This is a genomic window from Ruegeria sp. AH3, from assembly GCF_056536265.1.
In genome coordinates this window covers 2,822,442-2,834,818 of record NZ_JBQFJL010000001.1, presented here as the reverse complement: position 1 = coordinate 2,834,818, position 12,377 = coordinate 2,822,442, and the positions used below count along the sequence as shown (strand labels likewise).

Below are 12,377 nucleotides of genomic sequence, written 5' to 3'. Positions count from 1 at the left end.
GACCGGCAAGTGTTAACGGGGTGTTAACTCAGATCTGAAACGGCTGGTTGGCGCCCGAGGGAACCGGCGTGTCACCGATCTGAGCGTCGATCAACTTGCGCGGCCAGACGACCTTGACAATTGCACCGCGCCGCTCGGGTTGATCCGTCAGGTTCTGATAAGGATCGGAGCCATTGGCGAAATAGAGCTGAGCCCCGCTGCGTTCCAACAGGGTTTTGGCGATGAACAGGCCCAGGCCCATGCCTTCGTATTCGGGGCGGCTGCTGCGATCCGCCCGCCGCCGCCGCATGAAGGGATCGCCGATCCGTCCGATGATGTGAGACGGATACCCGCGCCCGTCATCCATGATGCAGACGGTGATCAGTTCCGAGGTCCATTCGGCCTCAACCCAGACAGTGTCACGTGCGAAGTCCACCGCATTCTGGATCAGGTTGCGCAGCCCGTGAATGATCTCGGGCTTGCGCAGGATCGAGGGTTGTTGCACGTCGCCGTCCAACACCGGACCTTCGGCAAAATGCACCTCTTTGCCCCGGTTGATGTGAGGTTCCGCCGATTCATGGATGACTGTCGACAGGGGTGCCTGACGCAGATGCAGATCGTCTTTGCCTGCCCGTCCCATGTCGCGCAGAATATCGCGACAGCGGTCGGCCTGTTCGCGGATCAGGGCGGCGTCTTCCTTGAGCTCCGGCCGGTCGTCAAGTTCTTCGATCAGCTCGGAGCTGGCCAGCTTGATCGTGGCCAAAGGTGTCCCCAGCTCATGCGCGGCAGCGGCCACCACACCACCCAGATCGGTCAGTTTCTGCTCCCGCGCCAGCGCCATATGCGTGGCCGAGAGCGCCTCGGACATCGATTGCACTTCGGAACTGATGCGGTGGGAATAGGCGCCGATAAACACGATGGCGATGATGATCGCGGCCCAGTTGCCGAACAGCAAGATATCGGGGATATCCAGAACCAGCCCCAGATTGGTGCGCAGGGGCAAGTGAAATTGCGCCAGTAACGTGGTCAAAATCACGGCGACCCCCCCGATAATCAGGGTTGAGCGTGTGCTCATGACACTTGCGGAAATCGTCACCGGACCAACCAGAAGCAGGGCAAATGGATTGTTCAACCCGCCGGTGAGATAGAGCAGGACCGACAGCTGCGACAGATCGAACAGCACCATCAGAAAGTTTTCGAACTCTGACAGGCGCTTGTTTTCTGGAAACAGTAAGATGGCTGTGAGGTTACCCATTACCGAGACGCCGATGGCAAAGTAACACAGGCCAAGCTCCAGCTGGACGTGGTAGTATTGCTGGGCCACCGTTATCGCAGTGAACTGGCCGACGATTGCGACCCATCGCAACAGGATCAGCGTGCGCAAACGAATCCAGGTGCTGCGCTCTTGTCCGCGCCAGAGGCTGGTCTTGGAATCGGTCATCGGTCGATTATGTCCTATTGCGTCGGCTCACCATGTTGATAGGAGTGCGGGCCGAACCGATCAACAACCTTCGCATTAGGATAGTCCCAATGATTCGTCTTTACGCCGTGCTCGCAGCTGTTGTTCTGGCCGTTGGCGTGGGTGCAATGTGGCTGCTGACACGCGGCGGGTCGGATGACAAGTTCGCGCAGTGCCGCTCAAGCCAGATTGCAGGCGGAACGGCGGCGATCGGCGGCCCGTTCGAGCTGATCAACAGCAAGGGCGAAACCGTGACCGACAAGGATGTGATCACCGAGCCCACATTGATTTATTTTGGCTATACTTTCTGCCCCGATGTCTGCCCCTTCGATATGTCCCGCAATGCCGAGGCCATCGATCTTCTGGCCGAGCGCGGGCTATCGGTAACGCCTTTGTTCATCTCGATCGATCCCGACCGCGACACGCCCGAGGTTGTAGGTGACTATGCCTTCAACCTGCATGAGCGCATGATCGCGCTGACCGGTTCGCCAGAACAGGTCAAGGCTGCCAGCAAGGCCTATAAGACCTACTACAAGGCTCAGGACAAAAGCGACGAGTATTATCTGGTCGATCATTCCACCTTCACCTATCTGGTTACGCCCGAGAATGGATTCCTTGAATTCTTCAAGCGCGATGACACGGCCGAGCAGATGGCGGACAAGGTGGGCTGTTTCATTGATCAGATCTAGCAGGCAACGGGTTGTTTGACCTTTGGGGTGGCGCTGCTATTACTCATGTTCGAGCCAAAGGCATGAAATAGCGGAAAGACCAACATATGGCAGACAGTTCCCAGCTTGACATCGGCCCTGACAAATCGCTGCTCCTGGTAGATGATGACGAGCCGTTTCTGAGACGTCTGGCCAAAGCCATGGAAAAGCGCGGTTTTGAGGTTGAAACCGCCGGTTCCGTTGCCGCTGGCCGCGCCATATCCACCGCCCGCCCGCCTGCCTATGCAGTTGTCGACTTGCGCTTGGAAGACGGCAATGGCTTGGATGTTGTCGAAGTGCTACGCGAGAAGCGCCCTGACAGCCGGGTTGTGGTTCTGACCGGTTACGGCGCGATCGCCACTGCGGTCGCAGCGGTCAAGATCGGCGCAACGGATTATTTGTCAAAACCCGCCGACGCCACCGACATCACCAACGCGCTGCTGGCCAAAGGCGACGAACTGCCCCCACCGCCGGAAAACCCCATGAGCGCGGACCGCGTGCGCTGGGAGCATATCCAGCGGGTTTATGAGTTGTGCGACCGGAATGTTTCCGAGACTGCGCGGCGCCTGAACATGCACCGCCGGACGTTGCAGCGGATTTTGGCGAAGCGTAGTCCTCGCTAAGTGTCAGTCACCGCTTCGTGATTTGCTAACTCGGGCTTTGTTTTCGAGTGTCCGCGTCGAAACATAAAACAACGCAGGAAACTCGCAAATGATTGGCTATGTAACCATTGGCGTCTCGGACATGGAGCGCGCCAAGAAGTTTTATACTGATTTACTCTCGGACCGGGATGCCAAGGTGACGTTCGATGCAGGGCGCATTGCATTTATCGGCAATGAACCCGGTGCGCCAATGTTGGCCGTATGTGAACCTTACGATGGTGCGGCCTGTGCGCCGGGCAACGGCACGATGGTGGCCTTTCCTGCAGACTCAAAAGAACACGCTCAATCATTGTATGAAAAGGCAATCAGCTTGGGCGCTACCGACGAAGGTGAACCCGGTCAGCGCGTTCCGGACGTGTTCTACGGGGCTTATGCTCGCGATGCAGACGGCAACAAGCTATGTTTCTATGTCTTTGGCTAAATCTGTTTTAGCAGAGACTGATGTCGATCCGTATACGCCCGTCGCACTTCGACCGGCGGGCGTAATTTTATCTCCAATCCCTCCATCACTGCCTTATCAGGTCGACCAAAAAATTTCGTCGCTTCGGCCTCGGAAAAACCCGCGATCTGCGTTGCCTCCATCCAGGCGCTGATCTTGTCGGCCTTCTTGATCTGCCGTTTTACCGTCTTCGGCACCTCCGCAGGCAATCCGAACCTAATATGGATCGCCGCCGCCAGACGATCATCCAGCGCGCCGTAATCCGGACCGACGGCGGATTTGACGGGCGAGATCATGTCTCCGATCACATATTCCGGCGCATCGTGTAACAGGGCCGCCAATCGCCATTTCACCGGCGCTTTCGGCGCGATACGGCCAAAAAGCTCTTCGACCAGCAGGGAATGTTCGGCCACGGAATAGGCGAAATCACCCGCCGTTTGTCCATTCCAGCGCGCCACAAAGGCCAGACCGTGGGCGATATCCTCAATCTCGATATCTACCGGGGTGGGGTCCAGCAGGTCCAGCCTGCGGCCCGACAGCATTCTCTGCCATGCGCGGGGTTGTGTTGCCATTCTGCCATGCCTTGTGAAGTGGGACACATTAAAATCGTATTTTTCTGCTATGATGTACTTGTCAGGATCACCAGCTGCCAACGTTTTCTTGAGCATTCGTGCTTTGAAACCGAACCAACCGATCCCGACATCAAGGACTGAGGGGGGTGCTGACTCCTTTCAGTTGCGCCCCTCTCGAAACGAAACACGTATCGAAAGGAGCTTGCTATGTTCAAGCGTTTGTTTGCAATCGCCCTGACCTTTGGAATGGCTGCCACTGCGCCGCCCGTTTTTGCCCAGAATAACTGTGCCGACCGAGAGCAGCTGATTTCCAAGCTGCAGGACAACTATGCCGAAGAACTTGCCTTTGGTGGTCTGCAGAAATCTCGGGGCGCGCAGTCGGTGATGGAGGTCTGGACCTCGAAGGAAACGGGAAGTTACACCGTTCTGGTCACGCAACCCAATGGCATAAGTTGTATCGTTGCCGTTGGCACGGATTTTTTCCAAGCGATCCCGAAGATCAAGGTCGAGGGTACGCCGAGCTGATTTTCAAGGCGTAGATTCCCGTTTCCGGCCATCCACATTGCCTCCTGTCCCAAGGAATGCTAGGGGCAGCCCGGACCGAGATTTACCGGAGTGGAGAACCTGATGGCCGGGGACTATATCGTTAAGGACATTTCATTGGCGGGCTTTGGCCGTAAAGAACTGGATATCGCTGAAACGGAAATGCCGGGCCTGATGGCCCTGCGCGCCGAATACGGTGAAAGCAAGCCGCTATCGGGCGCGCGGATCGTCGGTTCGCTGCATATGACCATCCAGACCGCCGTTCTGATTGAAACATTAGTGGCGCTGGGCGCGGATGTACGCTGGGCGTCGTGCAACATCTTCTCAACACAGGATCACGCAGCTGCGGCGATTGCAGAGGCGGGTATTCCGGTATTCGCGATCAAGGGTCAGACGCTGGAAGAGCACTGGGATTATCTGGACAAGTCCTTCCTATTCGAAGACGGCCCGAACATGATCCTGGACGATGGCGGTGACGCGACGCTTTACATCCTGCTGGGCGCTCGCGCCGAAGCAGGTGAGGACATTATCCCCGTTCCGGGTTCGGAAGAGGAAGAGGTGATCAAGAAACAGATCGCCAAGCGTATGGCGGCGAGCCCCGGCTGGTTCACCAAGATGCGCGACCAGATCCAGGGCGTGTCCGAGGAAACCACCACTGGTGTGAATCGCCTGTATCAGCTGGTGAAAGACGGCCATCTGCCATTCCCCGCGATCAACGTGAATGACTCGGTCACCAAGTCGAAGTTCGACAACAAATACGGCTGCAAGGAATCGCTGGTAGACGGTATCCGCCGTGCCACCGACACCATGATGGCCGGTAAGGTCGCAGTTGTGTGCGGTTACGGCGACGTGGGCAAAGGCTCGGCCGCTTCGCTGTCTGGCGCGGGCGCGCGTGTGAAAGTGACCGAGGTCGACCCGATTTGCGCGCTTCAGGCTGCGATGGACGGCTATGAAGTGACATTGCTGGAAGATGAAGTTGCAACGGCGGATGTGTTTATCACCACCACCGGTAACAAGGACGTGATCCGCATCGAGCATATGCGCGCGATGAAGGACATGGCCATCGTCGGCAACATTGGTCACTTCGACAACGAAATTCAGGTGGCCAGCCTGAAGAACCACAAATGGACCAACATCAAAGAACAGGTGGATATGATCGAGATGCCCTCGGGCAACCGTATCATCTTGCTGTCCGAAGGCCGTCTGTTGAATCTCGGCAACGCCACCGGTCACCCGTCCTTCGTTATGTCTGCGTCCTTCACCAACCAGGTTCTGGCGCAGATTGAACTGTTCACCAAGGGCGACCAGTACGAAAACAAGGTCTATATCCTGCCCAAGCATCTGGATGAGAAAGTGGCCCGCCTGCATCTGGACCGTATCGGTGTGAAACTGACCAAGATGGACAACGAACAGGCGGCTTATATCGGTGTTGCACCGGAAGGCCCTTACAAGCCTGAGCACTATCGCTACTGATTGCTGGTCCGGGTATGACCGAACCTTCTGGACGCCGCCGGGTTTTTCATCTGGCGGCGTCCTTTTTTTCTCTTCTTGTTTTTCTGTTTGTCTTCGGCGCGGGTGGTTACTGGCTATTGGCGCATCCTCAGTCTCCGGTGCCGGTGCACTGGAACCCGTTGCGCGATCTGAACGTGAAAGCCCCGGTGACGCCAATCACGGCACTACAGCTGCGCCGAGCCCTGGCGGATGAAACGCAATGTCGACTGGCTTTGACTCAGGCCGATGTTGCGTTCACTGAGATGGAGGATCTGGTCATCGATCAGAATTGCGGTATCGCTGGACAAGGTCAGCTATCAGGCCTGGTCAGCGCCGACGTCAGGGCGGTCGAGACACGCTGCACCACCGCCCTGCGATTGACCATGTGGGAACACCACGTCGTGCAGCCCGCCGCGCGGGATATTCTGGGCACTGATGCACGCGCCCTACGCCATATCGGCAGCTACAATTGCCGGCGGATGCGCACCGCGCGGGGTGCAAACAATGGATGGAGCAGTCATGCGACCGCAGATTCGATTGACATCGTGGGCGTGGAACTGGGCGATGGGCGAACCCTTAGCCTGATCGACGACTGGTCCACACCCGGCCCCGAGGCTGACTTTCTTCATCAGATCGGGCGCGGCGCATGCGATTGGTTTCGCGTTGTTCTGGGTCCGAATTTCAACCGCTTGCATGCAGATCATTTCCACTTGCAAGGACCCGGTTGGGGCTATTGCCGATAGATGTTCCGGTCCCGCCAAACAGGGTCGGGAAAGGGGTCGGCGACCACTGACCGCTCGAAGCGGGCGGTCTTGTTGGATTTCTTGCGAGGATTCCTCTCCATTGTTCGGAACAGATGAGCGGAGCATGGATACACTCTTCTGCATCGACACGAACATGCGCCCATCGGGTCCGATCGCCAAATCACCCGAGGGCACCGATTTTTCGAATTCAAGACAGGTTTCCAACTCGGTGGCAGAGTGATTCCGCTTACGGGGAATGTGCGGAATTTTTCCCTTTGTGTGAGCATATCTTCTGGCTAGGCTGCCTGCATCTGTTTTTAGGATATGAAAATAACACCACAACATCTGTACTACGGGAGAGTGCTTAATGGGAAAACGCGACGAGCTGATCGCCAAGTATGCCGAGGATCTGAAATCCAAATGTGGCGTGGATGCCGATATGGACTTGCTGACCAAGGTGACCATTGGCTGTGGTCCGGCCATTTATGACGCTGATGCTTCGACGGTGGCGGCCAGTCAGGAAAGCGAGCTTGAGACGGTCAAGAACAACTTCCTGGTCAAAAAGCTGGGTCTGGCTGATGGCCCTGAGCTGATGGAAGCGATCAACAAAGTTCTGGAAACCTATGGCATGTCCGAGCGGAACAAATACCGCGCCGTCGTTTATTACATGCTGACCAAGCATTTCGGCAAAGAATCGGTCTACGGCTGATCCCGGTACCAAGCCTGCAACGCCCGTCGAAACACGGCGGGCGTTTTGCATTTGAGATTTAATTTAAGGACTTGGCGTTTGAAACAACCGCCGGAATTCGGTTAGGGTCAGGTCGTGACCAGGACGGTCAGAACCAGATAATTCTATACACGTGTGGTGAGTTGGGAGCACGTGGGGTAGGGAAGGTTCTGCGCTGTCAGGGCCTTCCCTTTAATCCGATTTCGTCTCGCCCATGGCGCAGATCAACGCCCATTCTTCATCAGCAACGGGTTGCACAGACAGGCGCGAATTCTTGACCAGAACCATGTCATCCAGCCGTCCTTCTGCCTTGATCTGATCCAATGTGATATGCGTGGTGAAAGGGCGAACGGCCTTGATATCCACGCATTCCCAGCGCTCATCATCGGTGGTGCTGTCGGGATGGGCTTCGGAACAGACCTCAACGATGCCGACAATCGCCTTGTCCTTTTGCGAATGATAAAAGAACCCACGGTCCCCGACTTTCATCTGCCGCATGAAATTACGCGCCTGATAGTTGCGGACGCCATCCCATTCCTCGCCCGCATCCCCTTTGTCGACCTGCTGATCCCAGCTCCAGGTCGAGGGTTCGGATTTGAACAGCCAATATGCCATCAGCCGATCACCCGCTTCCATTGGATCAGCTCGACCGAGTCGAACAGTCCGGCCAGCGCATAGGGATCGTTGCGCGCCCACTCCTGCGCTTCGGCCATGTCTTCGACATCCAGAACGATCAGAGAGCCAATCATGGCTTCCCCATCCAGCAACGGACCAGCCTGTGCTACCACGCCGGTCTCTTCGAGATAGGCCAGGTGTGCGGGACGGTTATCCAGCCGGGTTTGCAGAGCGCCGGGTTTGTCACGGGCGATCAGGGCGATGAGCATCTTATTCCTCCTTGAGTGGGCGACCCAGCAGGGCCTGAATCGCGTCGGTCACACTGTAGGCACCGCTGCTGAGTTTCGCCACCGTTGTGCTGATGGGCATATCCAGCCCTTCGGATGCGGCGATATCAGACATGGCTTGCGCGGTGGCGACGCCTTCGACGGTCGTTGCGCTGTCAAACGGCTGATTTAGACCCAAACATAGGCCAAAACGGTAATTTCTGGACAATTCGGACGAACAGGTCAGGACCAGATCACCCAGCCCGGACAGTCCCATCAATGTTTCTGGCTGCGCACCGCGCAGGGCCGCAAAGCGTTGCATCTCGGCAAACCCGCGCGTAATGAGCGCGGCGCGGGCGCTGTCGCCCAATCCGGCCCCAATCGCGGCTCCGCAGCCGATCGCCATAACGTTCTTTAACGCGCCGCCAAGCTCGGCCCCGACCGTATCTGACGTGCGATAAAGGCGCAGGTTCGCGGTTGTCAGCTCTTGCTGAAGGGAGGTGCCCAGTGCAGCATCCGCGCAGGCAAGCGTCAACGCGGTCGGCAGCCCTCGGGCAATATCGTCAGCAAAACTGGGCCCGGTCAGAAGCGCGGGATGCGCATCGGGGATTGTCTGCGCGATGACTGAGATCGGCCCAAGACCTGAAGACTGCTCAATCCCTTTGCAACAGGCCACGATAGTCTTGCCCGGCAGTAAAGCTGCGTGATCTCGCAGTGCCCCGCGCAGCTTTTGCATCGGAACGGTCATCAGCAGGACGTCACTTTGTGCCACAACCTGTATGTCTGATGTCACACGGATCGCATCCGGAAGAGAGACGCCCGGTAGCCGGGCAGCGTTCTCGCGATTTGCCGCCATCGACCGCGCATGTTCCGCGTCACGCGCCCACAGGGTGACAGGCCCGTTTCCCGCGAGTGAGATCGCCAGAGCAGTCCCAAACGCCCCCGATCCCAATACAGAAACGCTCATGCCTTCGCCCCTTTCTTTCCGCTGCCCAGCATTGCCGGGCTGGTCTGGTCCAGCGGCCAGCGAGGGCGGGCGGTCAGGTCCAACCCATCCTGTGCGCCGGCGCGGAAACGCTCCAGACCTGCATAGGCAATCATCGCAGCGTTATCCGTACACAGGGCAAGCGGCGGGGCCGTAAATCGGGCGCCACAGTCTTGTGAAACAGTCTCTAACGCTGCACGAATTGCTGTATTTGCCGCTACACCCCCGGCCACTGCGATGACTGACTCCAAAGGGGTGGCCTCGAGGTAGAGCGAAATTGCACGCCGGGTTTTTTCGGCCAGCGTATCCACTATGGCCTGCTGAAATCCCGCGCACAGATCGGCGCGGTCTTGCCGGGTGAGGCCTCCCTTCTCGGCCACGATCTGATCGCGCATCCGCATCAGCGCGGTCTTCAGCCCGGAAAATGACAGATCGCATCCGGGTCGATCTAGCAAAGGCCTTGGGAATCGAAATCGTTTGGGGTCTCCTACGCGGGCTTCGGCCTCGACCGATGGTCCGCCGGGTTGGGGTAGCCCCAACAGGCGCGCCGTCTTGTCGAAGGCCTCACCGGGCGCATCGTCTATCGTTCCGCCCAATCGCGTGAACCGGTCCGACCCATGGGCGATCAGATATTGGCAATGCCCGCCTGAGACCAACAGCATTAGGTAGGGGAACGCAATTCCGTCGGTCAGGCGAGGGGTCAAAGCGTGGCCAGCCAGATGATTCACTCCGATCAACGGCAGCCCGGTTGCGGCGCTCAGACCTTTGGCGCACATGACGCCGGACATGACCCCTCCGATAAGGCCGGGGCCGGCAGTGACGGCTATGGCATTGAGATTACCAAGGCCAATATTAGCCTGCGTTAGAGCCTGTTTGACACAGATATCCAGCTTTTCCGCATGCGCCCGCGCCGCGATCTCGGGCACGACGCCCCCATAGGCGCTGTGCAGATCGGTTTGACCATGTACCACGGATGACAGGATCTGAGGCAGCGCGCCTTCACCGTGGCGCACGACGGCTGCAGCTGTGTCATCGCAGCTGCTTTCCAGCCCGAGGACTGTAAGTGTTTGCACCATTGGCCCGATCCGTTGCATCATGATTGGCAAGCGGGGTATCACCCTGCGCGGATGCAAACAATCCCAAGGCCGAAGGCGCCGATAGTTGTATTTGTTGATGACCCGCCCGCGTGCCGCCTCTGACAGGTTCGTCGCGCAGCTACCGGACCGCGTCAGATCGCAGGTCTCGGTTCTTGTTTCCCCACTGTTGGAGATCAGACCCATGGCCGTCCCGGTAGAGACGGACGGTATCGGCGGGTTGATCTTTACCTCGGCTAACGGAGTCAACGCAGCGGCCGCGCTGGGCGTAGATCGAGACCTGCCCGCGTGGTGCGTGGGTCCGTCAACCACAGAAGCGGCGAAAACCGCAGGTTGGATGGCCCAAATGGTGGGCGCAACTGCTGAAGAGTTGGTCGCGGGCCTGTTACGCCTCAGACCCGGCAGCCCATTGTTGCATCTGCGCGGAGAACACAGCCGCGGCAATATTGCTGAACGGTTGACCGGTTCGGGCCTGACCACGCGTGAACAGCCGGTTTACCAGCAACATTTGTTGCCGCTGAGCGATGAGGCGTCTTTAGCGGCTGAAGGCAACCAACCGGTTATTGCCCCTCTTTTTTCACCCCGCTCGGCGCGACATTTTGCCGAGGTTTGGGCCGGGACTGCGCCTCTGTGGTTGGCTGCAATCAGCGATGCAACGGCGGAACCCCTTAAATCCTTGGCTTTCGAGAGTTTGAGGATCGCGAATGAGCCGAGTCCGGACCAAATGCAGAAAGCCGTTAAAAAACTTGTGAAACATGCGATGCGGGTTGAGAGCGCGCCGGGTGCAGATTAACTTGGTCTGGTCTGTTGTTCATGTGTTTTTGGAATCGATAAGGGGAATAAGGCGGTGGCTGATAAGAAAAAACCCGATCAGGAACCGGTCGAAGACCCCAAAATTGAAGAGGTGGCAGAAGCTACCGAGGCCGAAAGCACTGCCGTTTCGGATGAGAAGTCTGTTGACGCGCAAGAGGCTGCAGATGAGGTAACTTCCGAAGCCGAAGCCGAAGCCGAAGCCGAAGCCGAAGCCGAAGCCGAAGCCGAAGCCGAAGCCGTCGAAACGACTGCGTCCTCAGAAGAAACCGCGCAAGAGAAAGTGATCGAACGCACCGTAGAAAAGCGCGGTGGGTTTGTGCCGGCTTTGCTGGGTGGTGTTGTTGCTGCCGGGATCGGATTTGCCTTGGGCAGCGGTGGGTTTTCTTCTCAAGGGACCGACAGCGCGGATGCGATTGCCGCACTTGAATCCAAGTTGGCGGATCAATCGGATCAGATCGCTAAGCTGACTAGCTCCTTGAGCGACGGCCCGGATGTCTCGGCCCTGACCGATCAGATCAAAGCGCTTTCAGACAAGCTTGCGCCCGTTGAAACGGATCTGAGTTCGGTGAAATCCAGCGTTGATACGCTGGCGGGGCAGGTCAAACCGTTGGGAGACCGCCTCTCAGCGCTTGAAGCGAATCCGATTGAGGCGGGCGTTTCGCCTGAAACCGCCGCTGCTTTTGAGACTGAACTGAAAAAACTGCAGGATTCGCTGGCCGCGCAACGCAGCGAAGTTGAGAAGATGGTATCTGATGCGCAGGCGCTTGAGGCCAAAGCCTCGGCTGAGGCGCGCGCAGCGACCAATGCCGCGATCCTGTCGCGATTGCATGGCCAGTTGGATGCGGGTCAGCCGTACACAGAATTGGTTAGCGAACTAAAGGCGGGTGGTGTTGACGTTCCGGATGCTTTGGCCGGGCCGGCGGATAACGGCGTCGAGACGATCTCAGCCCTGCGCGCCTCTTTCGCTCCGGCGGCGCGGACGGCATTGGCGGATGCGCGGGATGCGAATAAGGGCACCGGCCTGGTCGCATTTCTGCAGCGTCAGACCGGCGCGCGCTCGGTCACCCCGCAAGAAGGTGACAATCCGGATGCAGTCCTGTCGCGCGCTCAGGCGGCGCTGTCGGATGGTGATTTGTCCAAGGTGCTGAGCGAATTGAACTCTTTGCCCGAAGCGGCGCAGACCGCGTTGGCGGATTGGGCGCAGGCGGCACAAACGCGGCTCTCGGCTGTTGAGGCTGCAAATACGCTGGCTTCAAGCCTGAACTCGAACTGAAGGACCTGC

15 protein-coding genes are annotated in these 12,377 nt (G+C 58.0%); 9 read left to right on the top strand and 6 right to left on the bottom strand.

Annotation, left to right across the window (positions count from 1 at the left end; genetic code table 11):
* Positions 1–28: 28 nt before the first annotated feature.
* Positions 29–1,420 carry a sensor histidine kinase RegB gene (gene regB, locus ACR3EM_RS14240; protein WP_480471306.1) on the bottom strand — a complete coding sequence of 464 codons (1,392 nt, stop codon included), beginning with the start codon at positions 1,418–1,420 and terminating at the stop codon, positions 29–31.
* 89 nt (positions 1,421–1,509) lie between these two features.
* On the opposite strand from regB, the gene ACR3EM_RS14235 reads away from it, so the two are divergent.
* From ACR3EM_RS14235 to ACR3EM_RS14225, 3 genes are all read left to right on the top strand, one after another.
* Positions 1,510–2,127, top strand: coding sequence for an SCO family protein (locus tag ACR3EM_RS14235; RefSeq protein WP_480471305.1), 618 nt, complete (start codon positions 1,510–1,512; stop codon positions 2,125–2,127).
* Between the two features lie 86 nt (positions 2,128–2,213).
* Positions 2,214–2,768: an ActR/PrrA/RegA family redox response regulator transcription factor gene (locus ACR3EM_RS14230; protein ID WP_050604676.1), complete on the top strand. Its 555-nt coding sequence runs from the start codon at positions 2,214–2,216 to the stop codon at positions 2,766–2,768.
* 88 nt (positions 2,769–2,856) lie between these two features.
* Positions 2,857–3,228, top strand: a complete 372-nt coding sequence (locus ACR3EM_RS14225; RefSeq protein WP_480471304.1) for a VOC family protein — start codon at positions 2,857–2,859, stop codon at positions 3,226–3,228.
* Here the strand turns inward: ACR3EM_RS14225 and ACR3EM_RS14220 are convergent.
* Entirely contained in the window at positions 3,225–3,818 is a 594-nt protein-coding gene (locus ACR3EM_RS14220) for an HD domain-containing protein (protein ID WP_480471303.1), read from the bottom strand. The genes ACR3EM_RS14225 and ACR3EM_RS14220 overlap by 4 nt on opposite strands.
* A gap of 207 nt (positions 3,819–4,025) precedes the next feature.
* On the opposite strand from ACR3EM_RS14220, the gene ACR3EM_RS14215 reads away from it, so the two are divergent.
* From ACR3EM_RS14215 to ACR3EM_RS14200, 4 genes are all read left to right on the top strand, one after another.
* Positions 4,026–4,343 carry a hypothetical protein gene (locus ACR3EM_RS14215; protein WP_480471302.1) on the top strand — a complete coding sequence of 106 codons (318 nt, stop codon included), beginning with the start codon at positions 4,026–4,028 and terminating at the stop codon, positions 4,341–4,343.
* 102 nt (positions 4,344–4,445) lie between these two features.
* Positions 4,446–5,834: an adenosylhomocysteinase gene (gene ahcY / locus ACR3EM_RS14210; RefSeq protein ID WP_480471301.1), complete on the top strand. Its 1,389-nt coding sequence runs from the start codon at positions 4,446–4,448 to the stop codon at positions 5,832–5,834.
* A 14-nt stretch (positions 5,835–5,848) separates the two neighbouring features.
* Positions 5,849–6,595, top strand: coding sequence for an extensin-like domain-containing protein (locus ACR3EM_RS14205; RefSeq protein ID WP_480471300.1), 747 nt, complete (start codon positions 5,849–5,851; stop codon positions 6,593–6,595).
* A 367-nt stretch (positions 6,596–6,962) separates the two neighbouring features.
* Positions 6,963–7,304, top strand: a complete 342-nt coding sequence (locus ACR3EM_RS14200) for a DUF2853 family protein (protein WP_480471299.1) — start codon at positions 6,963–6,965, stop codon at positions 7,302–7,304.
* Between the two features lie 210 nt (positions 7,305–7,514).
* Here ACR3EM_RS14200 and ACR3EM_RS14195 read toward each other — a convergent pair whose 3' ends face one another.
* The 4 genes from ACR3EM_RS14195 to tsaD are packed head-to-tail and all read right to left on the bottom strand — an operon-like array spanning position 7,515 to position 10,264.
* On the bottom strand, positions 7,515–7,937 hold the full coding sequence (locus tag ACR3EM_RS14195) for an EVE domain-containing protein (RefSeq protein ID WP_480471298.1): 423 nt from the start codon (positions 7,935–7,937) through the stop codon (positions 7,515–7,517).
* Positions 7,937–8,206 (bottom strand): YciI family protein, encoded by a 270-nt coding sequence (locus ACR3EM_RS14190; protein ID WP_480471297.1) that lies wholly within the window; start codon positions 8,204–8,206, stop codon positions 7,937–7,939. The genes ACR3EM_RS14195 and ACR3EM_RS14190 overlap by 1 nt, the downstream gene beginning before the upstream one ends.
* Before the next feature lies 1 nt (position 8,207).
* The gene (locus ACR3EM_RS14185; protein ID WP_480471296.1) at positions 8,208–9,170 is read right to left on the bottom strand and encodes an NAD(P)H-dependent glycerol-3-phosphate dehydrogenase; all 963 of its coding nucleotides are present in this window, start codon (positions 9,168–9,170) and stop codon (positions 8,208–8,210) included.
* A complete protein-coding gene (gene tsaD / locus ACR3EM_RS14180; RefSeq protein ID WP_480471295.1) occupies positions 9,167–10,264 on the bottom strand; it encodes a tRNA (adenosine(37)-N6)-threonylcarbamoyltransferase complex transferase subunit TsaD in 1,098 nt (365 codons plus the stop codon). The genes ACR3EM_RS14185 and tsaD overlap by 4 nt, the downstream gene beginning before the upstream one ends.
* Before the next feature lie 97 nt (positions 10,265–10,361).
* Here tsaD and ACR3EM_RS14175 point away from each other — a divergent pair, with 97 nt between their 5' ends.
* Both ACR3EM_RS14175 and ACR3EM_RS14170 read left to right on the top strand, forming a co-directional pair.
* The gene (locus ACR3EM_RS14175) at positions 10,362–11,075 is read left to right on the top strand and encodes a uroporphyrinogen-III synthase (protein WP_480471294.1); all 714 of its coding nucleotides are present in this window, start codon (positions 10,362–10,364) and stop codon (positions 11,073–11,075) included.
* A 54-nt stretch (positions 11,076–11,129) separates the two neighbouring features.
* A complete protein-coding gene (locus ACR3EM_RS14170) occupies positions 11,130–12,368 on the top strand; it encodes a COG4223 family protein (RefSeq protein ID WP_480471293.1) in 1,239 nt (412 codons plus the stop codon).
* Positions 12,369–12,377 lie beyond the last annotated feature (9 nt).

Excerpts from the sequence above, each read along its gene's own strand:
- tsaD (WP_480471295.1), bottom strand. The coding sequence starts at position 10,264 with ATGGTGCAAACACTTACAGTCCTCGGGCTGGAAAGCAGCTGCGATGAC.
- ACR3EM_RS14195 (WP_480471298.1), bottom strand. The coding sequence starts at position 7,937 with ATGGCATATTGGCTGTTCAAATCCGAACCCTCGACCTGGAGCTGGGAT.
- ACR3EM_RS14200 (WP_480471299.1), top strand. The coding sequence starts at position 6,963 with ATGGGAAAACGCGACGAGCTGATCGCCAAGTATGCCGAGGATCTGAAA.
- ACR3EM_RS14190 (WP_480471297.1), bottom strand. The coding sequence starts at position 8,206 with ATGCTCATCGCCCTGATCGCCCGTGACAAACCCGGCGCTCTGCAAACC.
- ACR3EM_RS14185 (WP_480471296.1), bottom strand. The coding sequence starts at position 9,170 with ATGAGCGTTTCTGTATTGGGATCGGGGGCGTTTGGGACTGCTCTGGCG.
- regB (WP_480471306.1), bottom strand. The coding sequence starts at position 1,420 with ATGACCGATTCCAAGACCAGCCTCTGGCGCGGACAAGAGCGCAGCACC.
- ACR3EM_RS14175 (WP_480471294.1), top strand. The coding sequence starts at position 10,362 with ATGACCCGCCCGCGTGCCGCCTCTGACAGGTTCGTCGCGCAGCTACCG.
- ACR3EM_RS14220 (WP_480471303.1), bottom strand. The coding sequence starts at position 3,818 with ATGGCAACACAACCCCGCGCATGGCAGAGAATGCTGTCGGGCCGCAGG.
- ACR3EM_RS14205 (WP_480471300.1), top strand. The coding sequence starts at position 5,849 with ATGACCGAACCTTCTGGACGCCGCCGGGTTTTTCATCTGGCGGCGTCC.
- ACR3EM_RS14215 (WP_480471302.1), top strand. The coding sequence starts at position 4,026 with ATGTTCAAGCGTTTGTTTGCAATCGCCCTGACCTTTGGAATGGCTGCC.
- ACR3EM_RS14235 (WP_480471305.1), top strand. The coding sequence starts at position 1,510 with ATGATTCGTCTTTACGCCGTGCTCGCAGCTGTTGTTCTGGCCGTTGGC.
- ACR3EM_RS14225 (WP_480471304.1), top strand. The coding sequence starts at position 2,857 with ATGATTGGCTATGTAACCATTGGCGTCTCGGACATGGAGCGCGCCAAG.
- ahcY (WP_480471301.1), top strand. The coding sequence starts at position 4,446 with ATGGCCGGGGACTATATCGTTAAGGACATTTCATTGGCGGGCTTTGGC.
- ACR3EM_RS14230 (WP_050604676.1), top strand. The coding sequence starts at position 2,214 with ATGGCAGACAGTTCCCAGCTTGACATCGGCCCTGACAAATCGCTGCTC.